Raw genomic sequence first — 26,425 nt, 5'->3', positions numbered from 1 at the left:
GCGTTTTTTTCCGCCACCCGTTCAAATGGCCGAAAGTTTCGAGTTGATCGAATTGAAGCTCCCGTGTTCGGGAAGTGGTGGGATCCGGGAACGTTTGGCAAGATTCAACGAACCACTGGCCGCCACGCCCAGAGAGGGTCATAGGGAATACGATGACAAGCGCGGACGCTCAGTCGTTCAGTCAGGTTGCGAGCACGTATCAGCTTGGGATCGGTATGACTCACATAGCGCCTCCAACTGATTTACGGCACTAGCCAAATCGTGAAGTTCCGATTTCAGCGATTGGATGATGTCGAAATGTCCGGAGCCATTCGAATTCGCAGTTGAACTTTTCAAATCCGCAGAACTTCTATTCGGATGGGGAAATGGGATGAGCTTTTGCACGGTTATGCTTTTGACGATATTGACGCAGAATAGTAGATTGTACTGGGCAAGTCTTTGCAATGGCAATCGAAAGCGAAAACACGTCAACGTATGTTTCGTCGCGCAATTCGGTACAGGGCCTGCATATTTCGGAACATCAAAGCACCTGAAGTTTTAAGTAGTTCCTATTGGTCCGCGTTTTATCCAATCGCCCAGAGTAGTTTGGGCTTCCGTTGGATGAGTGCGGTATAAACAGCGCCGCAGGTGGCGTGGATCCTGCGCGCTGTTAGCCGTAGGCTTCACGCGGTTCGGGTCCCAACAGATGCGGGAGGCAAGCGCATGAGTGCCACCCCTTCCTCTGCGGGCATCGGCGTAAGATGGGAATCACCGCGAGAGAACTCGAGCACTGCGTTTGCAGCGAGAAGTTCGGACTTCGGGATGGGCTTGCTATAGTAGAACCCCTGTGCCACAGCGCAGCCGCTTTCAGCCAAGAATTTTTCTTGATCGACCGTCTCCACGCCCTCAGCGACTACATTTTGCCCTAGGCAGCGCGCAATTGAGAGAATTGCCTTGACCAGTTCTCTACTTCGCTTGTCGGATCGATTGATGAATGACCGGTCAATTTTGAGGGTATCAATGGGAAAGTTAGCCAAATAGCTCAGAGATGAGTAGCCGGTGCCGAAATCATCGATCGCTATGGAAATTCCGCTCGCATGCAATTGAGAGAGTGTCGTCGAAACGCCCTCGCAGTTATGGAGCAGGAGACTCTCAGTTATTTCAACCTCGATCCACTCCGCACGACAACCGGTTTCCTGCAATACGTCCGCCACCGTTTGCGACAAACGCGGGCATTGAAACTGCTTAGGAGACAAATTTATCGCAATCTTGTGCGGGGGCAGTCCATCTGCATTCATGACGGCAGCCGTGCAACACGCCTCATGCAGCACCCATCGTCCAAGATCGATGATCAATCCCGTTTCCTCGGCGACACCTATGAATTCTCCCGGAGGGATCATTCCCATCTTCGGATGATGCCATCGTAGCAGTGCTTCTGAACCGATCACCTTTCCGTTGTCCAATAGGACCTTTGGCTGATAATGGAGTTCAAGTTGCTCATGTTTCAAAGCTAGGCGTAGGTCTGATTCTAGCGCTAGGCGCTTTTCAGCCCCAATCGTGAGATCCTTTGAGTAGAAGCGGAAGTTGCTACGCCCCGAGCGCTTCGCCAAATACATCGCAGAATCCGCATATTTCACCAAATCGTCGGGAGCGTCGCCGTCATTTGGAAATACCGATATCCCGATGCTGCAGGATACAAAGATCTCCCTGTCGGAAAGCATGAAGCGTTCGCCGAATGCGGCAAGCATTCTGCTGGCAATTTGAGCCAAATCGTCATTGTCCTGAACATTGGGCAGCAAGACTGCAAATTCATCTCCACCGAGTCTCGCCACGGTGTCGCTGGCACGGACGCCTTTTTTCATGCGTGTCGCCACCTGCCGCAGCAACTCGTCACCGACGGGATGTCCCATAGTGTCATTGATCGCTTTGAAATGGTCCATGTCGATCAGCATCACCCCGGCTCGCTGGCCCGCCGAAGCCGCGTCCCCGATCATCTCGCGTAGCCGTTCATTGAAAAGTGTCCGGTTAGGCAGGCCGGTCAGAGAATCGTAGAATGCCATCTGATGGATTTTCTTACGGGACGTGTCCAGTTCGGTGATATCGCGGGCGACGCCGAGGATCCCCATCAGCTTTCCCCCCGTGAATACCGGAACCTTACGAGTCTCCAAAAGCGTTGATCGACCGTCCTCGTGAGCGGTAAACCGTTCCTCATTGATGAGAATACGGCCGGCTTGCATGGCCTCCTCATCCTTGTCACGAAAAAACTGGGCGAGTTCGGGAGTAAACAGGTCATAATCCGTTTTCCCGACGATTTCCGCTTCTGCCTTGCCGACCAATTCTTCGAAGGCATGATTGCACAACAGATATTTGCCTGTTACGTCTTTCAGCCATACCATATCCGGAATGGTCTGCAGGACACTTAGGAGGCGAGCCCGAGCTTCAATAGTCGTGCCCTCGGCGTGCTTTCGTTCGGTAATATCGCGAGATAACACCAGAAAAGTGACGGTTGAGTGATTGCTGCTTGGTCGCCTTGCGACCGACAGTTCAAACCAACGGGATTCGCCGTTTGGTAGGGCTATACGGACACAACGACCGTAGGAGGCGCCGGTTTCATCGGCTTCTTCAAGAGCCAGCATAGCGATGTCGGCCTGATCTGGAGGGAGCACATCGCGGACAAGCTTGCCGAGCAGCACTTCTTTTCGCTGCGCCAGGATCTCCTGATTCCTTGCCCAGACCTGCAGGTAGCGACCGTCGGCATTTACCTCGAACAGAACGTCAGGAATGGCGGCAATAATTCCCTCTGCGAATTCAAGAGCCTCTTTGAGATCATGCTCCGCACGTTTTCGCTCTGTGATGTCCAACATCGCGCCAACCAAGCCGATCCTGTTACCAGCGATATCAGTGATTGCGGTCTTGCTGAGTAAAAGATCAACGACACCACCATTCTCGGTGGTGGCCTTTGCTTCATATTGCTGAACACCGCCATTTGCAAAAAGCGCCTCGTCCAACGCGGCATACGTCTCGGCTATGGGTGCGGGCACCAAATCGAAAACGGTTTTTCCGATAATATCTCCCTTTGAGCGGCCGGAGAAGCTTTCGAAGGCCCTGTTGCAACCAAGGTGTATCCCATCTCTGTTTTTGAAGAAGACGGGTAACGGGATCGCGTCGAGTACGACGGCACTGGACATCTCTTCGGCGTTGAATGGCAAGTCGATGTTTGTCGCAGGATGCCGGGGATTCGCCCGGAAAGCCTTCTCAAACGGTTGCTTCAGACTTGCGACATCTGCGTCGTGACCGTGCGATGGCCGGACAACGGAGGCTTCCGAAAATGGCGGGGCCGTGCCCGTGGCAAGCGGAGCGCTGGCATTGACCGCGTTGCGGAAGGCTCCACGCCCCTGGTCGATTTGAGCATCAGTCGGCATCTGCACTTCCACAGGCTGTTCGGGGCGGGATGTGCGTTCCGATTGACGTACGTGTTTCATGTGCCTGTCCTGCTTTGTCACGTGGCTGAGCAATCATGCGTCAAGCCAGCATTTTGTTAGGACCGCACAAGTCATTTGGCGGAGTACCATGCCGCTACCCCACCGGGATATCGCTCTCATTCAGAATCATCAAAGACGTGTATTTGCATGTGGTCGGCGACGCCGCCCATATCATTTAGAACGCTTGCCAATCATCATTCGAAGGCGCGAGCACCAGGTTACCACGGCGCATCGGATAGTCTCCGCGGTCAACCATTGTCTGACCGGGCGGGAAGCTCTTCCCAAGTTCGCCCGTGACCTTCTGTGGCTTCCCGCTCTCGTCTTTGAAGTGGAAATGTTTCAACAGTGCGGCTAGGCTTTGGCTCTCTTGAGCGAGGTGCGATCCTGCAGTATTCATCTCCGCGACCATGCTCGCATTTTCTTGAGTGGCATGGTCCATATGGTTAACCGCGCCGTTGATCTCGCGCAGGCCCGACGATTGTTCCTGGGAGGCCGTTGCGATTGCGTCCATATGAAGATTTACATCCTGCACAAGCTCTTCAATCGTTCTCAGGCCCGATCCGGTTTCACTCACGAGCCTTACGCCTTCGTCGACGGCAAGAGCTGAATTGCCGATGAGATCCTTGATTTCTTTTGCCGCTGTCGCTGAGCGCTGTGCAAGCTCCCTGACCTCCTGGGCAACAACCGCAAAGCCTTTTCCCGCGTCGCCAGCACGCGCTGCTTCGACGCCGGCGTTCAGCGCCAGGAGGTTCGTTTGGAAGGCGATCGCGTCGATGACGCTGATGATCTGGGAAATCTGCTTGGAGGAGTTTTCAATGCGATTCATGGCGCCGATAGCATCGCGTACAACCCGACCGGACATTTCCGCATGATCTCGCATCTGTTGGACGGCTCCGCGCGCCTCAGCCGTCCTCTTCGTGGTCGATGCAACGTTGACGGTTATCTCCTCCAACGCCGCTGCAGTTTCCTCGAGCGAAGCCGCCTGCTGCTCCGTGCGTCTTGAAAGATTTTCAGATGCGGCCGAGACGCCCGAGCTGCCATTCGTGACCGTTTCGACTGAATGGCCGACGGTAACAAGCACGTCCCGGAGCTGACGAATGGAAGCGTTGAAATCCCTGCGCAAACTTTCAAACTGTGGCGCTAACGGCTCCTCAATTTCATAAATCAAGTCTCCATCCGCCATCCGCTTCAACCCGGTTGCCAATGCCGTCGTCGCTCGGATGAGGCGCTCTTCTGCTTCTTTTTCCGCCCTTACCTGAATATCCAGCTTCTCTTGGTCAGAACGAATGCGCTCAGCTTCCGCGGATGTCTCCAGGTTACTTTTCTGTATGGCCGCGCCGCGGAAAAACTCAAGGCAACGCGCCATGTCCCCGATCTCGTCGCGTCGGATCGTCAAGGGCACCGGCGCCGACGTATCGCCTTCTGCGAGTGCCTTCATTCGGCTTGTCAGAGTCCGAATGGAGCTTGAAATTCTCCGAACGACCGAAATGCACAAAATGAGTACCGTAGACATGATCAGAAGCGTGGCGCCGGAGTAGCCGATAAAGGCATTGCGAAGATCGGCGTAACGCTGAAATGCCATCTCGTCCAACTCGTCGCCGGTGCGCATAATGAGTGCGGTCAACAAAGCAGCCCGCTGTTGGGTGATTTCATTCCATCGATCCAACGTCTCGGGGGGGAAGGAAACGCCCGGCTGGTTTGCATACATCTGATCGCGAACGCCCGCGATGAACTTGCCTGCGGCGCTGGCCTCGAAGTCGTCATAAGATTTGACGAGATCGGCGGGGAGAAATTCCTGCATCGCAGGCACATAAAGCTGCTTTAGATTTTTTGACTGTAAGAGGGACGAAAATAGATCGACGGACATGGCTGAATTTTTGACGTAGGCTCGGCCGGGCCTGATCTCCAGCAAACTAGCTTCCGTGATCTGCATGAGCGCGTGAAAACCGGTAATTTGGCGTGCTAAATCCAAATCATTGACAGTCGCCCCAGTGCGACGGACGAGCTCCAAGCCCGCAAGGGCAGCTGGGCGCAAAGCAACAGCTCCCTCCGCCTCGCTAGCCGTTCCGTCATCGACGCGCCGGCGGAAGCTATCGATATTGTCCCGCCTTTCACGAATGATCTGTACCGCCCGTTCTATGGCCGGATCGTCGAATGCCTTTTTCCAAGAGTCGTAAGCGGAAAAGACCGCTGTAAAAGCCCTGTCCGATGCAGCTTGCTTTGCCCGACGCACGTCGGCGCCTGCAAACGCTTCCGCCGCTATAGCTTGGGCGAGGAATCCGCCTTCCCGCCCAAGTCGCTGCGTTGTTTGTGCGCTGCGGAAGGTAGAGTATTCTCGGTAATATCCCAGTGATGTTGATACTCCGATGATTACGAACGCCGTCAACGGGATAATTGCCAAAATCATTAAAAGTAGAGATAGCGGCAGTCTCGACATATGTTCCTCATAGACGACTATAAATTACACCGGCTTCCATTAGCGACGCGGTCCAGAACATTGCGACATTGACCGCTATGTGTGAGATGACCTCGGCATAATTACTATAAGATTAACTCCTGTAGTGGTCTTGAACTGCGTTGCGCAGATCGGAACATCGTCGCGTTCAGGGGATCATCTGCAAGACAGATCTTGGGCCGAGGCAGTCGGCTTTTCTGGAGAGTGCTGTTGCTGCAAGCCTTGAGGACGGTCGAGCGTGCCGGCTGATCGTAGCTCGGTCGGCGCAATCTGCTTATGATATACGCAATGTTTCCGAGGGAAGTACCCCATAGCGCTTGCGATAGTCCGCAGAAAATCTGCCTCTATGCACGAAGCCCCATTTCAGAGCGACCTGCGTGACCGAGAGGCCAGGTTCGCCTGTCATCAGTTCCTGATGCACTAATTCCAACCGTAGGTGCTGCAGGAATGCCAGAGGGGTCGTATTCCGAAAGTTGCGAAAACCGCTTTGAAGAGTGCGTCGGCTTACGCCACAAGCCGTTGCGATTTCCTCAAGAGATAGCGGCCGAGTAACATTGGCACGCATATAGTCGACCGCCCGCTTAACGGCCTTGGGTAAGGGTGATTCAGCAACGCGGCATAACTCAGATGAGTAGCGATGCTGCGCAGCTTCGATCAAAAGCTCCATCGTCGTTTCAGTGAGGTGATGAAGTGCTATCGGTGATTGAAGGAGGGTTCCGTCTCGTAATCCAGCATACAGCACTGGTACCAGTTGAACCAAAAGGGAGCCGAACCCGACCGATAGGTCGATTTCTGGCGAAAAATCGAGGCTGCCTCTTATTGGCGTATTGAGCCGACATCCCAAACGGCGCGTCAGCTCATCATGGGCGATCCTAAGCCCCAAATGTTTCCTGGGCCCAATGAATTGGGTCGTACTCGCCGACATACTGTTCACGAAAACGCCCCGCGTTCCCTCTGACGGGATTTGTCTGCCGTCAACGGTAACGACCGATCGCCCATGTAGTGGAAGCATGATGATGTTTGCCTCCGCCGGTCCCCGGTGCTGGACGGTTAGGTCGCCCTCGTAGTGCGCGGCAATAACTGCAATCGGACCATTGGTAATCGCATGTACATCGTAGGCGATCGTCTTATCGCCATGTACATGCGCTTCAGATTGCGGGGAAAGCCTCGAAAGCGCTGCCGCGAGTTCCTCGCTGCAGGTACCTTTGAGCGAGAAATGGTCAATCTTAGAGGGGGACACTCTCAACTCTCCACATCATCACTTCCTTCCCGAAACGGTATTCAAGCATGAGGCCCGCCTATCGCTAACGACAGGCGGACAGGGCAATTGACTTGTCGCGGCCAGTCCTCGCCGTGAATTCGACGCAGTCGAAGTCGCCTAAGTTGATAGTGCGAAGATCAATCATTGTTATATATGGAACTCCGACAGAATTGTTACCTGCTGCCAACCATCGCTTTGCAACCGATTCCCAAATGTCTGGCCTTTGATGGTCTCCATTCACGGCCCAGCAGACTCGGGCGTGCTCGCGCTAGCGACTAAACCTCATCCTTTAAGGTTTCTTTTTGCGTGATCAAACGTGCGGAGTGATGGCCGGAAACAAAGATCCATAGCCAGCTTAGTCCCACTGCCAATCTGCTCCTCGTACCTATCAGGAAGTAGATATGGGCAAGCCCCCAAATCCACCATGCAATTCCGCCCTTGAGCCGGATCTTCCCAAAGTCGATAACAGCCGAATTCGGCCCGATGGTAGCCAGGTTTCCCAGATGCCTATATCTGAACGCACTTGGAGTGGGTGTACCCAGACGTCGTGCTTCAATTACCGAAGCGACATATTTGCCTTGCTGTTTGGCGGCGGGAGCCACTCCGGGGACGGGTGTTCCATCAGCGGCCTTCACGGAGGCAGTATCTCCAATAATAAAAATCTCGGGCTTACCGCCAACAGTCAGATCTGGCTGCACGACCGCCCTACCCGCCCTGTCCTTTTCAGCACCGACCCAGGCGGCGGCGTTCGACGCTTGCACCCCCGCAGCCCAGATGACGGTCCGGCTTGAAACGAACTCATCTCCGATCGCGATGCCGTTCTCGTTGCATGCCGTCACGGGAATGCCTGTTCTCACTTCGACGCCCATCTTGATTAGCGACTGCTCGGCATATCTCGAAAGTGCTTCCGGGAACACGGGTAGGACACGTGGACCTGCCTCGATGAGAAGGATGCGCGCCGATCTGGTGTCGATGCTACGGAACTCCTCAACAAGGGTTCGTTGGGCCAGTTGCGCTATAATCCCAGCCATCTCCACGCCTGTCGGGCCTGCTCCGATTATGCTGAACGTGAGCATTGCCTTCCGCCGTTCGGGATCAGCCTCCAATTCGGCCTTCTCAAACGCGAGAAGAAGCCGCCGCCGGATGGTCGTCGCGTCTTCGAGTGCCTTTAGCCCGGGCGCAAACGGCTCCCACTCGTCCCGGCCAAAATAGGCGTGCCTTGCACCTGTCGCGAGAACGAGCGTGTCATAGGGAATAGCATTCCCATCCTTGAGCGATACTACGCGTGCCTCGGTATCAACGCCAACAACCTCGCCCAGCAGCGTCGATACATCCTTTCGTCCTCTGAACAATGCTCTGATGGGCCAGGCTATCTCCGAGGTTGCCAATACAGTCGTGGCAACTTGGTAGAGGAGCGGTTGAAAGAGGTGATGGTTGCGCCTGTCGACGATCGTTATGGAAGTGTCGGGACACTTGAGGTCCTTCGCTAACTGGAGTCCGGCAAAGCCACCGCCGACTACGACAACTCGATGCGTATCCATTTCGTCTCCCCAAACCTGCGCGCTCGGGGCGCGCGCCTCGTAGAAATGGCCATTGCGCCCGATCAGTCGCTGATACGGGTATTTACATTAATCGACGGTGGACTCACCAACAGTGGAAGAAGAGGCTCCAGCACCCGCTTGACATTAGGATGTTCGCCATGGCCAACGACAGCCGCCTCATTCTGCCAGCCGTCTAAGATGATGAAAGTGTTCGGATCGTCCGACCGCTGGTAGAGGTCGTAGTAGAGACAACCAGACTCTTCGCGGGCGGGTCCAATGAATTCCTGAAGGAGTTCTTTTACGCGATTTCGATTTTGGGACGTGGTTTTGAATTCAACGACAAGGTGCTGTTCCTCTGACTTCTTCGATGTCATTTGCGCTGGCTCCTAATTGAAAACGACGACCGGCTTGATCACTCGCCCGGCTTCGGCGTCCGCGATCGCTTCGTTGATCTTCTCGAAGGGATACTTGGTGATCAATTTTTGGAAGGGGAAAAGCCCAGCCTGATTAAGATCCATCATCTGCGGAATGAACAGCTGTGGAATCTGATCACCAAGGATCGCACCCTGGATCTTGCGATTGAACACCATTAGATCGAGGGGGATGGGAATGTCGTTCCCGAGCGCGTCGAGGCCGAGCAAGACAACGTGCCCGCCGGCACGGGTGCACTTGATCGAGTTCAGAATAACCGGAATGATGCCAACTGCGTCGATCGCGAAGTCGGCACCGCCGCCCGTCAGCGCATGGATCTGGTTGACTACGTCGGGATCTTTGCCGTTGATCGCATGTGTGGCACCAAGCCCCATGGCCATGTCTAGCCTCTGCTGATTCAGATCTATGATGATAATCTTGCTGCACCGACGAACTTTGGCGGCCATCACGGCGGCCATGCCGACAGCACCTGCGCCGAAAACGGCTATCGTCGACCCTATTTCCGGCTTCATCGCGTTTATCACTGTTCCTGCACCCGTTGCCATGCCGCACCCGAGTGGCGCAGCGTCGGTAAGGTCGAGGTCTGTTTTCGGCAAAAGCGCTGCATTGTTTTCAGTCGCAAGGATATGCGTCGCAAAGGACGACTGGCCCACGAAATTGCTGCCAATGCCAACTTCATCGCAGAGCAATGCCTTCTTACCATTCGGACGAAGCCCCGTAAGATTGTACTGGGTATAATTTTGGCAGTTCATTGGGTGAGAACGGCGGCAGTCGGCGCAGAATCCGCATGAGCTCTGGCTCAGTGCGACGTGATCACCCACTTTGAGGCTCTGAACTTCTGGTCCGACCGCCTCGACGACGCCGACGCCTTCGTGCCCCGGGATCACCGGTGCCGGCGGGCCAAAAATACCGTCGCGAAGCAGCAAGTCCGTGTGGCAGATCCCGCTCGCAACCGTGCGAACCAGGATCTCGTTGCCTTCGGGGTCAGCCAGTTCGAGTTCACGGAACTCCAGCGGGCTCTTTGGCTTCACGGCGACAGCCGCAGTGATTTTCACCATTATATTCTCCTGCGTTCTCCCGCAATTGCTACGGGAATGACTTGATCGGCCCGACGGACTAGACGCGACCCGCGCGCGCACCGTAGATGATTGCGGCAAATGCAATGATCACGCCCTGGACGATAAGCTTGCCCGGCTCCTGGATGCCGAAGACGGTCAGCATCGCGAACAGGAAGCTGAAGGCAACGACGGCAACGAACGGCCCGGCGACGCCGCCCCGGTCGACGCCGAACGTCACACCGCCGAGGATCGTGGCGGCGAGAGCATTCATGAAGGTGTCGAAGCCTGGCTTGATGGTGCCGACCGCCAACGCGGATACCTGGACCAGGGCCGCGATGCCTGTCAGGGCGCCCGCGAGCGTGTGCGAGACAAAAATCGTACGTGCCAACGGAATTCCTGTAGTTTCCGCCGCCCTCGGATTGTCGCCGACGGCCCTGAAGTAACGCCCGACGATGAGAAAGCGAAATGCGATAGAAATCAGGGCGGCGATGACGATCCACAGGACCACGGAATAGGAAAGGCCGTGGATATTGCCGCTCGTAAGTATTCGAAGCCAGCTTGGCGTTGAACCGGGCGCGCGGCCGGCGCTCATGTATTGGACGATCCCAATCAGAATGGCCGAAACACTTAGTGTGGAGATAACGGCAGAAGCGCGCACGTATGCTACGAGTATTCCGTTTACACCCCCCACAGCTAGCCCAATCACAACAGGCATGAGGACGGTCATTAGCGGTGGATAGTTGTTGAGCTGGCCCGAGCTGGCCAGATAAATCGCGAACGCGAAAATACCGCTGACAGAGAGATCGATGGATCGCACCCGCATGACAAGCGACTGGGCGAGCACCGCGATCCCGAGCGGCGCTGACTGCTTGAGGATTACAAACCAGTAGTTGGGATTTATGAGCGTGGCGCTCACTGCTGGAGCAACCGCAACCAGGATTGCGAGCACATAGTATGCGGGCGGTAGCCCGAGTATCCACGAAATGGCGCTCTTACCCCTCAATGAGCGAGATGGTGCTTCAGTTTTCGAGTCTGATGTGGTCATCGAGAAGTCCATTTCTTTCAAAGTCCGATTGTTTTGCGTCGCTGCGAAACGACGAGTACGAGAAGCAACACACCCTTGACGACCGACTGAAGAAATGCAGAGACGTTGGCCAGATTCATCACATTATTCACTGTCCCGAGGATCGCCGCGCCAACGACGGTTCCCACAATGCTTCCGATGCCCCCGGCGAGGTGGACCCCACCCAATGCTGCAGCCGTTACAGACTCAATCCCGAATGAAGCGCCGCCCTTAGGATCACCCGATGCAAGGCGACCTGCAAGAAACATCCCCGCAGCGCATGCGAATAGAGCGGAAAGAACATACGCTTTGATGATGGTGCGCTCGACGGGAACACCGTTCATCCGTGCGTTGAAGTCATTGCCGCCGGAAGCGAAGAGGTAGAGGCCGAAGGGACGACGATAGAGAATCCAGGATGCGAAGAGCGATGCCGTGATCAACCAAAACAATGAGTTAGGTACGGGGCCGATGGATCCGGCTACCGAGCCGGAAAGCCACTCCGGCACGCGCCCGCCTGGGATTGGCAAAATGATCAACGCGATACCTTGGCCGATGCCCATTGTTGTCAGCGTCATGATGATTGGATGTACATTGAGGCGCGCGACACCGTAACCGTTCGCTACTCCGAACCCCATCGCCACCGCGATGCAGATAAGCACGCGGGTTATCTCAGGAAGATCAAGCGTCATGATCGTCGTCGTTAGACTGATGACGGACCCAACCGACACGTCGAGGCCGCCAGTGAGAATGACGAACGTCTGACCGAGAGCCGAGATGACGAGCACCGTCGATTGCGCCAGGAGATTAGACAAATTCTCCGGATCCATGAAGTCCGGCAATAATATTACCGAGGCGACAACCATCACCAGGAGCGTTCCAATGGAAAGCCCGATCGCTCCCGCGCGATAAGGGAGCTTCAGGCGACTGGCAAATGAATTCATAAGTTATCCTCCTCAATGCACCGCAGCACGGGGATCCGGTGACGCACTCGCCCCCAGCGCAGTCTCGAGGATTCTTTCCTCGGTCGCCCCCTCTGCGGACATCTGCCCGACGATCTTCCTGTCATGAACGACCAAAATGCTGTCGCAGAGCCCTATAAGCTCAGCGTGCTCGCGCGACGAAACCACGACCGCACCGCCACGATCACTGAAGTCCCGCAGCAATCTGTAAATCTCTGCCTTTGCACCGACGTCGACGCCGCGCGTGGGCTCCTCAATAACGAGGATGTCCACTCCGGAGAGCAACCAGCGGCCCAGCAGCACCTTCTGCTGATTCCCGCCCGAGAGTTTACCTACGGGCGCATTGGGATCGGCGGCCGCAACTCGTAACGACTTGATCACCTCGCGGACCCTCGACGCCGATCGCCACGCAACGCTTGCCATATTCCGATTGAGCTGTTTTCCCAGCGCGATGTTGTCGTAGATAGGCAGGCGCAGGAACAGCCCTTCCTGCTTCCTGTCCTCAGGGATAAAACCGATTCCTGATGCGACCGCGCGAGCGAACCCTGACCCTACATTCACCACGTGCATGCTGTTGTCGGGGCCGGCACGCCACACGGCGATGGCCTTTGGCGATTCAACGCCCACAATGGCACGCATTATCTCTCGCTGGCCCTGTCCTTCGAGCCCTGCCAGCCCGATGATTTCACCTTTTCTGACAACGAAAGTGACTGTCGAGCTGCTGTCGTCGAGGCGCAAGTCCGAAACCTCCAGCATTGCCGCTCCGGTGGCCTGCGAGCGCGGCGGAAAGAAGTTCTGAAGTTCGCGACCAACCATTGTCGCTACCAGCGTTTGCAAGTTGAAGTCCTGCGCTCTTGCAGTCCTTACCCAAGCGCCATCTTTCATGACGGTGATGGTGTCGCATAGTTCGAAGACTTCATTCATGCGATGAGAGATGTAGACGACAGCCTTATGTTGAGCCTTAAGGTCGCGGATAACCTTGAAAAGATGCGCGACATCGGTCGAGTTCAACGCCGCCGTTGGCTCGTCGAAGATGAATACGTCCGCGTTCGACGTAAGTCCCTTCGCGATCTCTACTGCCTGCTGCTGCGCGACAGTCAGTGTCTCGACGATCGCGGTTGCGTCGAGCTGTGGAAATACGTCAGCCAGCAAAGCGCGAGCGCGTTTCACTACCTCGACGCTATCGATCGAACCGTCAATGCGACGAGGTTCGTGGCCCAGGAACATGTTCTCAGCAACGGTGAGATTGGGGATCAGGGTAAACTCCTGAAACACCGTCGACACTCCCGCCAACCGTGCCTCCTTAGGGGAACGGAAATTGACTTCCTCCCCGCGGAGCCGAACACTTCCTGCGCCCGGCTGATATACCCCCGCCAGAATACGCATCAGGGTGGACTTCCCCGCGCCGTTTTCCCCCATCAGAGCGTGCACGGAGCCACGTTCCAGGGAAAAGCGAACGTCCGAAAGGACTTTCGTGAAACCAAACGATTTGTTGATGCCGACCATCTCGACAAGCGTGCTCATGGGAATTTCCATCTTCGACAGGGATACGGGCACGAGTGATCGTGCCCGTAGTTCATCAAGCCTTGAAATAATCAAGGAGCTTTTCGTTCGGCATTTCGGTCGGCGCCCAGTACGCATCAGTGAGATCTGCGCGATAGAACTGGGAGAGCGTCTCGTCGGTGATCGGCTTGGGGCGGTTCGTCCAGTTACGCTGAATCGGCTTCCCATCCAGCAAGGCGAAGGCGGCCCGTAGCGCGGCAGTAGACAGAGCGGGTGGGCAAATCGGACCGATCGAGGAAAGTTTTTCGTCATTCCAACGACGCATCCAGCCGTTAAGTGCTTCGCCCGTGATTGGCGGGATCGTTGAGGCGCCAGCCTCCTGCAAGGCATCCAAAACGCCAAGAGACATGTTGGCTCCATCGGTCCAGATGCCCGCGACATCTGGGTCGGAGAGATACAAGCTTTCGGCGATCTTCTTTGAGTCCTCATAAGACCAGCTTCCGTGCTGGGTCGACGTGATCTGAAGTCCAGACTTGCTGAAGACTTCCATGGCGCCTGCATAACGATCTGCATCGATGGGATGCCCGGCGACGCCACGCAGAACCCATACCTTGCCCTTGTTGCCAAGCTTGTCGACGAGGAACTGAGCCATCACGCGCCCGAAATAGAAGTCGTCGCCCTGGACCTGAACCGTAAACTCCTCGGTGTCGACGCGTCCGAGATAGACTACGGTTGGAATGCCAGCAGCCTTTGCCTTCTTGATGCCCTCGACGGCGGAACCGGTGGTTAGCGGTGCGATGATGATCGCATCGACCTTCTGGGCGATCAGATCCTCGATATCGGCAACTTGTTTGGAGGCATTGAGATCAGCGCTCCGGAACTGGTAATCAGCGATCCGATCCTTGTTCTTTTTTATTTCATATTCGGCTTCAAACGCCGTCTGGTAGGTATGCGTTGAACCAGCGAGGCCGTAGTGGCTGTGTCCGATCTTCCACGGGCCTGACTTCTTGAACTTACCCGCGTCGACAATTGGGTTGGCGCCTTCGGAGGGCCAAGTGTCAGGTAGGAGACTGATCGCGTCGTCGGCGCGAAGAATCCCCGGCATTCCGAACGTGCCGGCTACAGCAATTGCCCCGCTCGCTTGTAGAAATGTACGTCTCTTCATGAAAATTCCTCCTCCGGCCGCTCTGGGCGGCATTGTCTGTTAAGGCGAGAGCCTTGCCTTCCCAAGCCGTGCCGGACTCTCCTCAATACGGCGGAGTGCATTGGTATGAGCTATCAGACAATCTGTCAATAAATATAAACTTCGACGTTTGTTTTTTCGACATCGTTTTGTTTTCACTTGCACATAGTCGCACTTGACGGATTGTCCGATAGTGCGACAATATTCGTGTTCGCTAAATCGATGGGAGGGTTATGAATGTCCACTCTGGTGATTGTCCGGCATGGCCAAAGCGAAGGGAACGCGCGCGGGGAGTTCACGGGTACGAGCGACGTGCCGCTCACACAGGAGGGCTGGTCTGAGAGCAGGCGAGCCGGCTCACTGCTCGCGAACCTCGGCATCTCGTTCGATATTGCGTTTAGCTCTGCCCTCTTGCGCACAGTCGACACTTGCAGAGCGATTTTGAACGAAACCAACGGCGATCTGCTGGAGCCAATCAGGAGAACCGAGTTGAACGAACGCGACTACGGACAGCTCACCGGCATCAACAAGAACGTGGCACGTGAGCGGTGGGGCCAGGATGTTGTCCAGGTTTGGCGCCGCTCGTACAGCACTCCACCACCTGGGGGAGAAAGCATACGGGACATAAGCGCGAGGGTTCTGCCCTTTTTGATAAGCGAAGCGTTCCCCCCCTTGTTGAGAGGGAAATCGGTTCTTGTGGTGGCCCACGGGAATACGATCAGGTCACTAAAGCAGGGCATCGAACGCCTCACGATCCAGGATACGCTCGCTATTGAGTCACCGACCGCCGCGCCAACTGTATACCGGATTGCGTCGGACCTCTCGATCATCGAGAAGACTAACGTCCTGGTTGGTACTGTCTGTTAAGCCTGGCTGGCAGTAGCATCGTTTGTAGTCGGTTGAACTTGGCAATACCGGTGTCTCGAAGCTGTCGATAGCCTTCAGAACCGGCTCGACGTCGGCAAGCGACGCCATCCGGCTCGCCTCACACGTTGCTACTAAATTTTCGTCTGCCGATCTTTCAGCCCAAAGCGGGACAAGACGCATGCTCCCTTTCGAACATGCATCGGAACCCTTTGATCACTTCAAATCAGCGTTCACTCGTGACTTTGCAAAAATGCAGCCCTGCTCCGGTTGAACTGATCTAATTTAATAGAGTAATTATTGACTGATTGTCTGACGATGAGTACGTTCGCGCGAATTGCGTTGTGAGCCTTGGAGGAACAGTTACATGAAGCAGGCATATGCGGCGGTCTCGCGCGAAAAGGCGAAGCCCTTGATCTTGGAGTGCATAGGGATTGAGGAACCTCGTGCAGACGAGATTTTGGTCCGCATCGTCGCATCGGGGGTATGTCATACCGACCTGGTGGTCAGGGACCAGGGATATGACGTACCTCAACCTGTTGTGTTGGGACACGAAGGCTCTGGCGTCGTCGAGGCCGTCGGGAGCGCAGTTAAAGATCTTGTGCCCGGTGATCACGTTGCTTTGAGCTACGCCTATTGCGGCAAGTGCGAAAAGTGCCTTTCCGGTACACCTTTCTACTGCGAGGACTTCTTCGGTCGCAATTTCCGCGGCACTCGTCCGGATGGCACCTGCCCGATCCATGATTCTCACGGGAAACAGATTAGTGGCTGCTTCTTCGAGCAGTCGTCATTTGCAACCTACGCCATCGCCAGCGAACGAAACGCCGTGAAGGTTGCAAAGGATGTTCCACTCGAGTTGATCGGACCGCTCGGGTGCGGGCTTCAGACCGGTGCTGGCGCGGTACTGAATTGCCTCAAGCCGAAGCCCGGCTCGTCAATAGCAGTGTTCGGTGCTGGTGCGGTTGGCATGGCGGCTACGATGGCCGCGAAAATCGCCGGATGCGCGACCATCATCGTGATCGACTTGAACGATGAACGGCTGGAACTTTCGCGCGAACTCGGGGCGACGCACACGATAAATGCCCGCAAATTGGACAGCGTTGCCGCGATCAGGAAGATCGTCCCCGCAGGCGTTGATTTCAGCTTGGAATGCACGAGTTCGCCGCGAGTTTTCCGTCAGGCAGTCGACTGCCTTGGTACGCCGGGAACATGCGGTCTCGTTGGCTCGTCCGCTCTCGGCACTGAAGGCACGATCGATATCGGGAACTTCCTTTTCGGCCGCACATTGATCGGCGTTGTCGAAGGACAAAGCGTTCCGTCCGAGTTCGTCCCGCAGTTGATCGAGTATTGGCAGCAGGGACTTTTCCCGTTCGACAAACTGGTTCAGTTCTATGACCTCGACCAGATCAACGAGGCGATGGCTGATTCCGAGAGCGGCAAAGTCATTAAGCCGATCCTTCGCATGAAGCATTAGTTTTGCGAGACTTTTCGAAAGACAAGACGGACCGCGATTAAATGCGATCCGTCGGAACAGCCGTGCTCAAGACGAGATATGGTCGAACGCTGCTTTCGATGCAATCGCGGGCCACATCACTCCGATAGGCCTGCACGAATGATGTGCTGGCAGGGCCCACGCAAAAGCTCTAGGACTCTGCCGGTCAAAGGCGGCCCCCTACAATCACCGGCAGGTAAGTGGCGAGGGCGGCTCCGTTATCCAAGGGGTCCAGAGAACACCTGCGCGCCAAACACTGAAAAGACGTTGCTCCGGCCGACGTGTTCAGCTGACGTGTCCTGGTCCAACAGGTGGCCAAACCGATCGCGCTTTGTCTTAAAATAAGTGATGTTGGACGCGCTAGATGCGGCGATCAGACTCTGGCGAGACGACACGATGACGCCTGACGTTCGCAGCGCCTCTATTTTTGTAGGATTGTTGGTCAGAAGCCGAACGCTGCCGATACCGAGGTCGCGGATGATATCCGCCGCTGCGTTATATTCGCGGGAATCAGATGCGAAGCCGAGTTCCCAATTTGCCTCAAGAGTATCACGACCATGATCCTGCAGGCTGTAAGCCGCAATTTTGTTTCCTAAGCCAATGCCACGCCCCTCTTGCCCACGCATGTAGATCACGCAACCAGCGCCCGCTAACTGGACCGCCCGAAGAGCCATTTCGAGCTGTTGACCGCAGTCGCATCGCATGGACCGGAACGCCTCACCTGTCAGACATTCAGAATGCACCCGTACCAGAACGTCTTCCTTCTCGCACAACTCGCCAAGTGTCAAAGCTAAGTGTTCCGTTCCCGTCAAACTATCGCGATAAGCAATTGCCTTGAAATCCCCAAACCGCGTTGGCATAAAGGACTGCGCGTAACGCTTTACCCTCGTATCACGACTCCTGCAGTACTCAATCAAAGCGTCGATCGTTACTATGTGCAGGCCATGTTCGATTGCGAACTTCTCGAGATCTGGCAGTCGAGACATGGTTCCGTCGTCATTGGCGATCTCGCAGATTACGCCAGCCGGCGCCAGGCCGGCAAGTCGTGCAAGATCCACGGCAGCTTCGGTGTGGCCAGGACGGCCCAGGACACCGAGACGATTTGCACGCAAAGGAAAAATGTGACCCGGTCGCGATAGGTCTTCCGGCCGCGTCTGCGGATCGATGAGCGACTTGACGGTTGCTGCTCGATCTTCGGCTGAAATCCCTGTCGTTGTGCCGTGTTTGCAATCGACGGAAACGGTAAATGCCGTCTGCAGTGAGTCCGAATTACGTGTGACCATCAGGGGGATCTCGAGTTTGTCGAGACGTTCGGCTGGAAGTGGCACGCAGATAAGGCCTCTCGCATATTTCATCATGAAAGCGATGTGCTCAGCTGTTATTTTTTCGGCAGCAACGACTAGGTCGCCTTCATTCTCCCGGTTTTCGTCGTCGACCACGATAACCATCTCGCCCGCTTCGATCGCCTCGATCGCCTCATCTATGCTCGAAAAAGACATGGAATCCTCCTCCTTATTATGGGCTGACGGCGCGACGCGCGGCATCGAGCTCTCTGTCGACAAGCGCGCGCAGGTTCTCAGAAAGAGCATCGTTCTGAAAATCTTCATCGAGAGCGAAAATGAAACGGCTATGTATTTGCGCTTCGAAAAAGTCGAATAAGGCTTCCATCGAGGCTTCGACGAGCGGCTTGTGACTCGATGCTTTACCGGTTGCAAAAGGGATCACATAGCGGCCCTTAAGCGCTTTCATGTCGACAAGGTCGAATAAATGCTTCAGCAACCCAGTGTAAGATGCTTTGTAGACCGGACTACCAACAACTAGCACGTCACTAGCCAAAATATCGTTGAGTGCCGCTTTAACAATCTCAGCGGCGCTGGAGGGCAACACTGTTGCCCCAAGGTGCGGATGAAGGTCGACAAGGTCCCAGCAGCTTGCTTCGTTGCCGGACGCGCGCACCCGATCCACCATGAAGTCTGCTACGGCCCGGGTTTTCGAGGGGCGCGATAAATTCCCCGTTATTACAACAACTTTCATGTCACAGGACTCCCAACATTCTCGCATAAGACAATCTTACAATTTTCACTCACACCGCAATGGAGGTCGTTGAGGACCCGTGGGGGCAAAAATAGTCCTGCGGTGTCCTGAGCCCTCACAACCCGTAATTTCCCAACCTCGAAGGCTGGATTGCTTCGCAGAAGTCTTCTGTCTCGTACGACTTTATTCTCTCAATGGGTGGGCTCGCCGTGCAAGCGCACCTACTGTCTGCAATCCCTGCCGCTTTTACCGACCCAGCACGTTTGCGTTAGAACCTCCTGGACACGGAATGAGGCGTTGCCGCTTGATATACGGTCGCCGTGGCTCCACCTCAGTTACGACAGGTAGTATCCCGGTCACTTACGGGAACTCTGGTGAGCTTGCCTTCGATGGATCATGGGCGAGCCAAGGTTCCGCATGCGATACCCACACGTTTGACATCGGCACACTTCCAGGATCGGTATCGAACGTGCCGGCTCTAACGACTTTGAGCTCCGGGCTGGCCGGCCGCTCCGCATAAACGTGCGAGCCACATACCGAACAAAACCACCGCAGCTTTCCAGGCGTCGATTCGAAGCTATGAAGCGTATCTTGGCCTGTAAGGATCTTGAAGTGCTCGCTTTTCACCTTCGCAGCGGTATTGTGATCAGCGGCGTGTGACTTCCGGCATGTTTGACAGAAGCAATTCCACATGGGTCCATCAATTTCCTGAACCTGGTACGTTACCGCTTTGCATTGGCATGATCCGAAGATTGGCATCGGGTATCCTTTCACTGATTCATTACGTTGATTTCAAATTTCTCGTCGCCGCTAAGCCAGCGTTTGATGTTGCGCGCAGCCTGGCGGATGCGGTGTTCGTTCTCGACGAGCGCCAGACGGACGTAGTCGTCGCCCATTTCGCCGAAGCCGATACCCGGTGCAACGGCGACGTCGGCCTTCTCGACCAGCAGCTTGGAAAACTCCAGCGAACCGAGATGACGGAACTTTTCCGGGATCTTTGCCCAGGCGAACATGGTGGCAGCCGGCGGCGGCACGTCGAAGCCGGCCTTCCCGAAGCTTTCGACCATGACGTCGCGGCGACGCTTGTAGACGTTGCGAACCTCCGCAATGTCGGAACCGTCGCCGTTCAGCGCATGGGTCGCGGCCACCTGGATCGGCGTGAAGGCGCCGTAGTCGAGATAGGACTTGACGCGGGTGAGCGCCGCGATCAGCCGCTCGTTGCCGACGGCAAAGCCCATGCGCCAGCCGGGCATGGAAAAGGTCTTCGACATCGAGGTGAATTCGACGGTCACATCCATTGCACCCGGCACTTCGAGAACCGATGGCGGCGGAGCGCCGTCGAAGTAGATCTCGGAATAGGCAAGGTCGGAAAGCACGATGATGTCATGCTTCTTGGCGAAGGCGACGACGTCCTTATAGAAATCGAGCGTCGCGACGAGGGCCGTCGGGTTCGACGGATAGTTGAGGATCAGCGCCAACGGCTTCGGGATCGAATGCCGGACCGCCCGCTCCAGCGGCGGGAAAAAGCTCTCATCCGGCTCAACCGACATCGAGCGGATCACGCCGCCCGCCATCAGGAAACCGAAGGCGTGGATCGGATAGGTCGGGTTCGGGCAGAGGATCACGTCGCCGGGCGCGGTGATCGCCTGCGCCATGTTGGCGAAGCCTTCCTTGGAGCCCAAGGTGGCGACCACCTGGGTATCCGGGTTGAGCTTGACACCGAAACGGCGGGCATAATAGGCGGCCTGGGCACGGCGCAGCCCCGGAATGCCCTTGGAGGAGGAATAGCGGTGGGTGCGCGGATCCTGCACGACCTCGCACAGCTTGTCGACGATCGACTGAGGAGTGGGAAGGTCGGGGTTTCCCATGCCGAGATCAATGATATCGGCGCCGCCCGCTCGCGCGCTTGCTTTCAAACGGTTGACCTGTTCGAAAACATAAGGCGGCAAACGTTGAATTCTGTGAAAGTCCAGCACACTATTTCCAATCAAATCGCAGATACCTCCCGCGCCGATTATAGAAACCGACGCGGGAGGCTGGGAGGTCTCCTTCCGGAGAACATTCATTACTTCTTCGGCCGCCAAGCTAACGGATCTTCAGGACGTTCGAAGTAGTTTGCAGCGACGTCTGCAGGCCACCAGCCGTTGTTCTTCGGCTCGATCCAATCCGTGGAATTGGGATCGCAATCTTCCTTCAGCACTTCCTTCACGTCATCAATGGTGTAAGGAAGCGCAGGACGAAGAATCGACTGGATCTTTGGTCCCTGGCCTTCGAGCGTTCGCATCATGACGTCCCACACAAGGCGGGCATCAGACCGCGGCGGCCAGAAATGGAAGCTCTTGCTTATGAAATCAGGGTTCTTACGCCAGTAGCAGGCTGCCGAAGCCTCACCCCCGAGCACGATAGGCATCATGTCGCGGCCGGATTGCTGTACTGCGTTCACGACACCGTTTTCTGAAGCGGACTGAACGAGAATGCCATTAACCTCAGCAAGATTGGTGGCAAGAAACTTCTGAACCTCAACCTGGGCGACCTGGTCGGTCCATTTGCCAGCTATCGTGCCTACAATTTTGATACCGGGGAATTTATCGAACGCGTTCTTCGCGCCGATGTCGAAGCTGTCCGATGATGCGAAACCGGGGATGCCCGATACCATCAGGACGTTGCCTTTTTCACCGATTTCCTTGGCAAGCCATTCAGCAGCCTTGTAGCCACCGTCGGTGTTATTCTCTGTGGCATTGATTGCGTAGGGTGATGTGACATAGCCCGAGACTGAGAAGACTGGCACGCCTTTCGAATGAGCATACTCTATGGTCTTGTTAAGTGCGGTAATGTTCGAGCAGCAAATGACGATCGCATCAACACCGTCGTCAACCATCTGCCGCATCTGCTGGATTTGGACAGCGTCTTTGAGGTCAGACTGCGTGACGATTAGATCGGAGACTAGGCCTGCTTCCTTATATCTCGGAAGCAATACGTTGGTGAATTCGTCCAGGATGTTCGCGCGCCAGGTATTACCGGCATATGTGGATGCATAACCAATTTTCCACGGCGGTGGACGTTTTGGAACAAAATCTTTGTACACCGTCCCCCCGAGCGGAATGGCGGGATCGATATTCTCGTAAAGCGCCTTTTGGTCCGGCGGCAACGAATCGAGGCCGTCAGCCTTCGCCACGCCGTTCATGTGATAAAGGCTCGACAGCGTAAAAAGCGCTGCAACGATTTTCTTCAGCATTCAGGGCCTCCTCCCCTTGTGGTTCCGCTCAACCGCCGGCCCCTTTGGCCGCCAGCCGCGAAAATCCTGCCAGAATCTGGCAGAGTTCGTGTCGGGACGGCAATCGCCGTCCCGAGGACTGGTTCAGTTGCGCAGACCGGCTTGCTTGAGCAGCGGCATGACACGGTCGTTAAAGAAGGGAAGTTCCTCGTTGTAATCGACCATTGTCAGCAAGGCGCCGTTGACGCCTGTATTGCTGAGATCCACGAGCTTGTCGGCGACTTGTTCTGGATTGCCGACGATCGGGTATCCACCCCAGCCAGCGACGAAGCGTTCCTTGAATTTTTGATACATTTCGGCAGAATGGTTTTGAGATTGCACCTGCAGAACTTCACAGATGTTCTCGCATGCCTCCCAGTCACCCTTCTGGTTGACGTAGTAGTCGTAGTATTCCTTTGCTTCCTTCTCCGTTTCGCGAACGATAACGGGGCAAGCTGTGAATGTGCCAAGATCACGGTTATATTCAGTACGCGCCAGGTCCTTCACCTTTTTGACCCAGGCAGCGCCGGATTCCATGTCTTGCATGAAGCCGAAGTTGAAGTCGCAGAACTTGGCGGTGAAATGCAGTCCCTTGCCCGAGGCGCCGGCGCAGATCAGGAGCGGGCGACCCGCCTTGTTGTAGGGTTTGGGTTCACTGAAGGCGTCTTTGACTTTGAGGAACTCGCCTTCGAAGGTAACGCCATTGCGTTTCCAGAGCGTCTCGACGATATCCATCCATTCAGTGGCGTATTCATAGCGGGTGTCGTGCTCCATCATAGGAACTCCGAACATTTCCATTTCGGGAGTGAACCAGCCGGTAACGAGATTGAGGCCGTATCGACCCTTCGAGATGTGATCGATTGTTGTCGCCATCTTGGTTGCAACAATCGGGTTTAGCGTCGGAATGTGAGTCGTTGAGAAGAACTGGAGCTTCGTGGTGACCGCCGCGAGAGCGGCCGCCCAGGTGAACGTATCCATGTTCACGCCATTGAAGTTTGAAGGACCGCCAAAACCACGCCAGCGTGCAATCGGCACCATGCATTCCCAACCGGCTGCCTCAAGCTTCTTTGCAATCTCGACGTTGTGGTCGAAGGTAGGTTCGAACGTTGTCTCAGCGAGCGTAATCGCGCATGCATTCGAGCAATTCGTGCCAAATACGCCGAGCTTGAGCTTGTTATCATTGAACATTGGGTTTCCGGCAGCGCGGAAATCGTCTTGTGCGGTCACTGTAGTCCCTCCTCGGGCTGGCAACGGATGATGCTCAGCCCACTCAAATGCGTTGAATAACTAGATGCCCATCTCGTCGAAAACTTCCGCTGCCACGCGGAAGCTGTCGATGGCCGCAGGAACACCGCAGTAAATCGAAACCTGGAGGAAAACCTCCCGAATTTCCTCTTTGGTAAGACCGTTGTTGATTGCTCCGCGAACATGCAGTTTCAGCTCATGCGGACGATTGAGGGCCGAAATCATCCCGAGATTGAGGATGCTGCGCTGCTTGCGCTCCAGGCCCGGCCGATTCCAAATCGCGTCCCAGCAGTATTCTGTGACGAGGGTTTGCATCGGCCAATTGAAGTCGGTGGCTTTGCTGACCGACGCATCAACATAGCCCCCCCCCAAGACTTCGCGCCGGGTCTTTAGTCCGCGCTCAAAGCGCTCTGTGACTTCACGTCCATGAATTTCTCTTGCGGGTGCCATATTGCTCACGCTTTTCTCCTTGCCGCCCTTGGGCTTTCGATGAGTGATGTGATTGGTGGTTAAAGCCACCTACTATGCGGCCGATCCACTGATGGACGACGACCTGACGAGTTGACCGTTTTCGTAGAGAAGCGGCGCGATTGACTCGATGAACCGTGCTTCGAGCACTTCTCCGAGCACAACATCATGCGTTCCAACGTGAACGACATCTTTTAGCTTGCAGACAAACGCCGCCTGCGCATCGGACAGGACCGGCATGCCGTCGAGAGACAGCCACTCGCCGTAATGAAAGCGCTCTTCACCCTTCAATTGCCCACTGAACAGCGGCACAAGATCGGCATGTGAAAGATGCAGCATGTTCACGGCGAACTTCCCGGAGATCTTCAAAGGCTGATTCACCGAAGCCGATTGGTTGATGCAGACAAGAACAGTTGGTGGGTCCGCGGTAACCGACTGGACCGCGGTGGCGGCCATGCCATGACGGACCCCGTTGAGTTCGGTCGTGATCAAGCAGATGGTTGATGTGAACCGACGCATAGCTGCCTTAAAAGTCAACTGCGCCTCAGTGCTGGTATCGGCCATATTGTCCTCCCACGGCCAAATTCGATCGAGCCTAGATAAACAGATCAGCAGACAATCTGTCAACTGGATTTTCACAATTGACAGATTGTCTGCTAAAATGTCTTCTAAGGCACCCAAAAATGAGGAGATGGTCGATGGATTTGAATCAAAGAGTTTGTATCGTCACAGGGGGCGGCAGCGGCATTGGTCGTGCGACAGCCGAGCTTTTCGCAAAGAACGGCGCCTATGTGGTTGTTGCTGATGTCAATGAAGACGCCGCGGTTCGTGTGGCGAACGAGATCGGCTCGAAGGCTTTCGGTGTTCGCGTCGACGTCTCGTCCGCCAAGGACGCGGAAAGCATGGTTGAGAAGACGACCGCAAAGTGGGGCCGGGTCGACGTGCTCGTCAATAATGCCGGGTTCGGAACGACGGGGAATGTGGTGACCATTCCTGAAGAAACTTGGGACCGGATTATGTCCGTAAACGTCAAAGGGATCTTCCTTTGCTCAAAGTACGTCATTCCTGTTATGCGACGGAACGGCGGAGGTTCGATCATCAATACGACTTCCTACACCGCAACCTCAGCAATCGCGGACAGGACTGCCTACGTAGCATCGAAAGGAGCAATATCTTCGCTGACGCGCGCGATGGCCATGGATCATGCGAAAGAGGGAATTCGTGTCAACGCGGTCGCTCCAGGGACAATCGACTCTCCTTACTTCACGAAAATCTTCGCCGAAGCGAAGGACCCCGCGAAGCTTCGCAGCGATTTCAACGCCCGTGCCGTCATGGATCGGATGGGGACAGCTGAAGAGATTGCTGAAGCAATGCTTTTTCTTGCGTCCGATCGTTCGAGGTTCGCGACCGGTAGCATTCTGACGGTCGATGGCGGCTCCTCGATCGGAAACCACCTGGTCAAGTGAAGGAAAGGGCGGCACTCGTCATGCCCTTACATTTGAGGCAGGAACACCGGGTATAAGGCTCCAGCCTCGTTGATCATTGACGTGTTCCTAACCCGTCAATGACAGCACAGAGCTGTTGGCCTAGGCGCAGCTCTTGTCGGACTTGCGGCACGCTCCAGCAAATATGATAGAGAAGGAGAAGGACTGCCGGCGACAACTAGATCTAACAGCGGAAACTGGATCAAGGACATTTCGCAATTTTTGTCGAATAACCCCACGATGTCGGTCAGATGACGTCATGCGAGTGCCGACCTTCCGGAATAGCCGCATGCTGGTTCCGAATGCCCTCTATCGCAACGCTGTCGGCATAAGTTTAGTCCGGAATACAAGGTGATACGATCGTGTCCCGGGAGGTGGTGTAGGTCGCGGCTGATGGCCGTGCTTTCCCGACATGGGTCGGAAGGGGATATCAGCGTGCCACAGCGGGGCAGGCTGATTTGGGGCTCATCTCATTTGGGCCATGGTCTCAAGCGTCATATACTTGGCGCGTTGAACGGCCCATTCGTCATTCTGTTCGAGCAGCAGTGCGCCGACGAGACGGACGATGGCTTCGTCGTTCGGAAAGATGCCGACGACCTCGGTGCGTCGCTTGATTTCGCCGTTGAGACGCTCAATTGGATTCGTCGAGTGCAGCTTTGCCCGGTGCTC

At 55.5% G+C, this 26,425-nt stretch carries 21 protein-coding genes and 1 pseudogene; 3 read left to right on the top strand and 19 right to left on the bottom strand.

Annotated features, from left to right (window positions below; translation table 11 throughout):
• Nucleotides 1-662: 662 nt before the first annotated feature.
• From EFQ99_RS30555 to EFQ99_RS30510, 10 genes are all read right to left on the bottom strand, one after another.
• Entirely contained in the window at nucleotides 663-3,461 is a 2,799-nt protein-coding gene (locus EFQ99_RS30555) for a sensor domain-containing protein (protein ID WP_097603312.1), read from the bottom strand.
• 175 nt (nucleotides 3,462-3,636) lie between these two features.
• Entirely contained in the window at nucleotides 3,637-5,898 is a 2,262-nt protein-coding gene (locus tag EFQ99_RS30550; protein WP_008534399.1) for a methyl-accepting chemotaxis protein, read from the bottom strand.
• Between the two features lie 292 nt (nucleotides 5,899-6,190).
• On the bottom strand, nucleotides 6,191-7,156 hold the full coding sequence (locus EFQ99_RS30545) for a helix-turn-helix transcriptional regulator (protein ID WP_097603313.1): 966 nt from the start codon (nucleotides 7,154-7,156) through the stop codon (nucleotides 6,191-6,193).
• Between the two features lie 296 nt (nucleotides 7,157-7,452).
• Entirely contained in the window at nucleotides 7,453-8,718 is a 1,266-nt protein-coding gene (locus tag EFQ99_RS30540) for an NAD(P)/FAD-dependent oxidoreductase (protein WP_004671504.1), read from the bottom strand.
• Nucleotides 8,719-8,780: 62 nt separating this feature from the next.
• Nucleotides 8,781-9,092, bottom strand: a complete 312-nt coding sequence (locus EFQ99_RS30535) for a putative quinol monooxygenase (protein WP_004671505.1) — start codon at nucleotides 9,090-9,092, stop codon at nucleotides 8,781-8,783.
• Nucleotides 9,093-9,104: 12 nt separating this feature from the next.
• Nucleotides 9,105-10,208, bottom strand: coding sequence for an NAD(P)-dependent alcohol dehydrogenase (locus tag EFQ99_RS30530; RefSeq protein ID WP_004671507.1), 1,104 nt, complete (start codon nucleotides 10,206-10,208; stop codon nucleotides 9,105-9,107).
• Nucleotides 10,209-10,266: 58 nt separating this feature from the next.
• On the bottom strand, nucleotides 10,267-11,265 hold the full coding sequence (locus EFQ99_RS30525) for an ABC transporter permease (RefSeq protein ID WP_026188838.1): 999 nt from the start codon (nucleotides 11,263-11,265) through the stop codon (nucleotides 10,267-10,269).
• A 5-nt stretch (nucleotides 11,266-11,270) separates the two neighbouring features.
• Nucleotides 11,271-12,212, bottom strand: a complete 942-nt coding sequence (locus EFQ99_RS30520; RefSeq protein WP_004671512.1) for an ABC transporter permease — start codon at nucleotides 12,210-12,212, stop codon at nucleotides 11,271-11,273.
• Between the two features lie 12 nt (nucleotides 12,213-12,224).
• Nucleotides 12,225-13,754 carry a sugar ABC transporter ATP-binding protein gene (locus EFQ99_RS30515; RefSeq protein WP_170967833.1) on the bottom strand — a complete coding sequence of 510 codons (1,530 nt, stop codon included), beginning with the start codon at nucleotides 13,752-13,754 and terminating at the stop codon, nucleotides 12,225-12,227.
• A gap of 55 nt (nucleotides 13,755-13,809) precedes the next feature.
• Entirely contained in the window at nucleotides 13,810-14,898 is a 1,089-nt protein-coding gene (locus tag EFQ99_RS30510) for a substrate-binding domain-containing protein (protein WP_004671515.1), read from the bottom strand.
• A 255-nt stretch (nucleotides 14,899-15,153) separates the two neighbouring features.
• Here EFQ99_RS30510 and EFQ99_RS30505 point away from each other — a divergent pair, with 255 nt between their 5' ends.
• Both EFQ99_RS30505 and EFQ99_RS30500 read left to right on the top strand, forming a co-directional pair.
• On the top strand, nucleotides 15,154-15,783 hold the full coding sequence (locus EFQ99_RS30505; RefSeq protein ID WP_004671516.1) for a 2,3-bisphosphoglycerate-dependent phosphoglycerate mutase: 630 nt from the start codon (nucleotides 15,154-15,156) through the stop codon (nucleotides 15,781-15,783).
• Nucleotides 15,784-16,147: 364 nt separating this feature from the next.
• Nucleotides 16,148-17,254 carry an NAD(P)-dependent alcohol dehydrogenase gene (locus tag EFQ99_RS30500; protein ID WP_004671520.1) on the top strand — a complete coding sequence of 369 codons (1,107 nt, stop codon included), beginning with the start codon at nucleotides 16,148-16,150 and terminating at the stop codon, nucleotides 17,252-17,254.
• A gap of 236 nt (nucleotides 17,255-17,490) precedes the next feature.
• Here the strand turns inward: EFQ99_RS30500 and EFQ99_RS30495 are convergent, their stop codons facing one another.
• From EFQ99_RS30495 to EFQ99_RS30460, 8 genes are all read right to left on the bottom strand, one after another.
• The gene (locus EFQ99_RS30495) at nucleotides 17,491-18,771 is read right to left on the bottom strand and encodes a bifunctional 3,4-dihydroxy-2-butanone-4-phosphate synthase/GTP cyclohydrolase II (RefSeq protein WP_170967834.1); all 1,281 of its coding nucleotides are present in this window, start codon (nucleotides 18,769-18,771) and stop codon (nucleotides 17,491-17,493) included.
• A 16-nt stretch (nucleotides 18,772-18,787) separates the two neighbouring features.
• Entirely contained in the window at nucleotides 18,788-19,306 is a 519-nt protein-coding gene (locus tag EFQ99_RS30490; protein ID WP_004671524.1) for an NAD(P)H-dependent oxidoreductase, read from the bottom strand.
• 360 nt (nucleotides 19,307-19,666) lie between these two features.
• Nucleotides 19,667-20,065, bottom strand: coding sequence for a GFA family protein (locus EFQ99_RS30485; RefSeq protein WP_010029274.1), 399 nt, complete (start codon nucleotides 20,063-20,065; stop codon nucleotides 19,667-19,669).
• An 11-nt stretch (nucleotides 20,066-20,076) separates the two neighbouring features.
• Nucleotides 20,077-21,372: an LL-diaminopimelate aminotransferase gene (locus EFQ99_RS30480; protein WP_011053357.1), complete on the bottom strand. Its 1,296-nt coding sequence runs from the start codon at nucleotides 21,370-21,372 to the stop codon at nucleotides 20,077-20,079.
• Nucleotides 21,372-22,541 carry an ABC transporter substrate-binding protein gene (locus EFQ99_RS30475; protein ID WP_004671529.1) on the bottom strand — a complete coding sequence of 390 codons (1,170 nt, stop codon included), beginning with the start codon at nucleotides 22,539-22,541 and terminating at the stop codon, nucleotides 21,372-21,374. The genes EFQ99_RS30480 and EFQ99_RS30475 overlap by 1 nt, the downstream gene beginning before the upstream one ends.
• Before the next feature lie 123 nt (nucleotides 22,542-22,664).
• Nucleotides 22,665-23,786 carry an LLM class flavin-dependent oxidoreductase gene (locus tag EFQ99_RS30470; protein WP_011053356.1) on the bottom strand — a complete coding sequence of 374 codons (1,122 nt, stop codon included), beginning with the start codon at nucleotides 23,784-23,786 and terminating at the stop codon, nucleotides 22,665-22,667.
• 60 nt (nucleotides 23,787-23,846) lie between these two features.
• The gene (locus EFQ99_RS30465; protein WP_004671531.1) at nucleotides 23,847-24,254 is read right to left on the bottom strand and encodes a carboxymuconolactone decarboxylase family protein; all 408 of its coding nucleotides are present in this window, start codon (nucleotides 24,252-24,254) and stop codon (nucleotides 23,847-23,849) included.
• A gap of 72 nt (nucleotides 24,255-24,326) precedes the next feature.
• Nucleotides 24,327-24,836, bottom strand: a complete 510-nt coding sequence (locus EFQ99_RS30460; RefSeq protein WP_004671533.1) for a flavin reductase family protein — start codon at nucleotides 24,834-24,836, stop codon at nucleotides 24,327-24,329.
• 134 nt (nucleotides 24,837-24,970) lie between these two features.
• On the opposite strand from EFQ99_RS30460, the gene EFQ99_RS30455 reads away from it, so the two are divergent.
• Complete coding sequence (locus EFQ99_RS30455) at nucleotides 24,971-25,738, top strand: SDR family oxidoreductase (protein WP_004671535.1); 768 nt, start codon at nucleotides 24,971-24,973, stop codon at nucleotides 25,736-25,738.
• 489 nt (nucleotides 25,739-26,227) lie between these two features.
• On the opposite strand, the pseudogene EFQ99_RS30450 reads toward EFQ99_RS30455, so the two are convergent.
• A pseudogene (locus EFQ99_RS30450) lies at nucleotides 26,228-26,425 on the bottom strand (transposase); the annotation flags it as partial.

The sequence above is a fragment of the Rhizobium vallis genome (genome assembly GCF_003985155.1).
Lineage (GTDB): Bacteria > Pseudomonadota > Alphaproteobacteria > Rhizobiales > Rhizobiaceae > Rhizobium > Rhizobium vallis.
This window is presented reverse-complemented; position numbering and strand designations above follow the sequence as displayed.

Excerpts from the sequence above, each read along its gene's own strand:
- EFQ99_RS30520 (WP_004671512.1), bottom strand. The coding sequence starts at position 12,212 with ATGAATTCATTTGCCAGTCGCCTGAAGCTCCCTTATCGCGCGGGAGCG.
- EFQ99_RS30515 (WP_170967833.1), bottom strand. The coding sequence starts at position 13,754 with ATGAGCACGCTTGTCGAGATGGTCGGCATCAACAAATCGTTTGGTTTC.
- EFQ99_RS30490 (WP_004671524.1), bottom strand. The coding sequence starts at position 19,306 with ATGAAAGTTGTTGTAATAACGGGGAATTTATCGCGCCCCTCGAAAACC.
- EFQ99_RS30455 (WP_004671535.1), top strand. The coding sequence starts at position 24,971 with ATGGATTTGAATCAAAGAGTTTGTATCGTCACAGGGGGCGGCAGCGGC.
- EFQ99_RS30465 (WP_004671531.1), bottom strand. The coding sequence starts at position 24,254 with ATGGCACCCGCAAGAGAAATTCATGGACGTGAAGTCACAGAGCGCTTT.
- EFQ99_RS30550 (WP_008534399.1), bottom strand. The coding sequence starts at position 5,898 with ATGTCGAGACTGCCGCTATCTCTACTTTTAATGATTTTGGCAATTATC.
- EFQ99_RS30555 (WP_097603312.1), bottom strand. The coding sequence starts at position 3,461 with ATGAAACACGTACGTCAATCGGAACGCACATCCCGCCCCGAACAGCCT.
- EFQ99_RS30530 (WP_004671507.1), bottom strand. The coding sequence starts at position 10,208 with ATGGTGAAAATCACTGCGGCTGTCGCCGTGAAGCCAAAGAGCCCGCTG.
- EFQ99_RS30510 (WP_004671515.1), bottom strand. The coding sequence starts at position 14,898 with ATGAAGAGACGTACATTTCTACAAGCGAGCGGGGCAATTGCTGTAGCC.
- EFQ99_RS30475 (WP_004671529.1), bottom strand. The coding sequence starts at position 22,541 with ATGCTGAAGAAAATCGTTGCAGCGCTTTTTACGCTGTCGAGCCTTTAT.
- EFQ99_RS30540 (WP_004671504.1), bottom strand. The coding sequence starts at position 8,718 with ATGGATACGCATCGAGTTGTCGTAGTCGGCGGTGGCTTTGCCGGACTC.
- EFQ99_RS30485 (WP_010029274.1), bottom strand. The coding sequence starts at position 20,065 with ATGCCAATCTTCGGATCATGCCAATGCAAAGCGGTAACGTACCAGGTT.
- EFQ99_RS30495 (WP_170967834.1), bottom strand. The coding sequence starts at position 18,771 with ATGTCTTTTTCGAGCATAGATGAGGCGATCGAGGCGATCGAAGCGGGC.
- EFQ99_RS30505 (WP_004671516.1), top strand. The coding sequence starts at position 15,154 with ATGTCCACTCTGGTGATTGTCCGGCATGGCCAAAGCGAAGGGAACGCG.
- EFQ99_RS30535 (WP_004671505.1), bottom strand. The coding sequence starts at position 9,092 with ATGACATCGAAGAAGTCAGAGGAACAGCACCTTGTCGTTGAATTCAAA.
- EFQ99_RS30500 (WP_004671520.1), top strand. The coding sequence starts at position 16,148 with ATGAAGCAGGCATATGCGGCGGTCTCGCGCGAAAAGGCGAAGCCCTTG.
- EFQ99_RS30460 (WP_004671533.1), bottom strand. The coding sequence starts at position 24,836 with ATGGCCGATACCAGCACTGAGGCGCAGTTGACTTTTAAGGCAGCTATG.
- EFQ99_RS30480 (WP_011053357.1), bottom strand. The coding sequence starts at position 21,372 with ATGAATGTTCTCCGGAAGGAGACCTCCCAGCCTCCCGCGTCGGTTTCT.
- EFQ99_RS30525 (WP_026188838.1), bottom strand. The coding sequence starts at position 11,265 with ATGGACTTCTCGATGACCACATCAGACTCGAAAACTGAAGCACCATCT.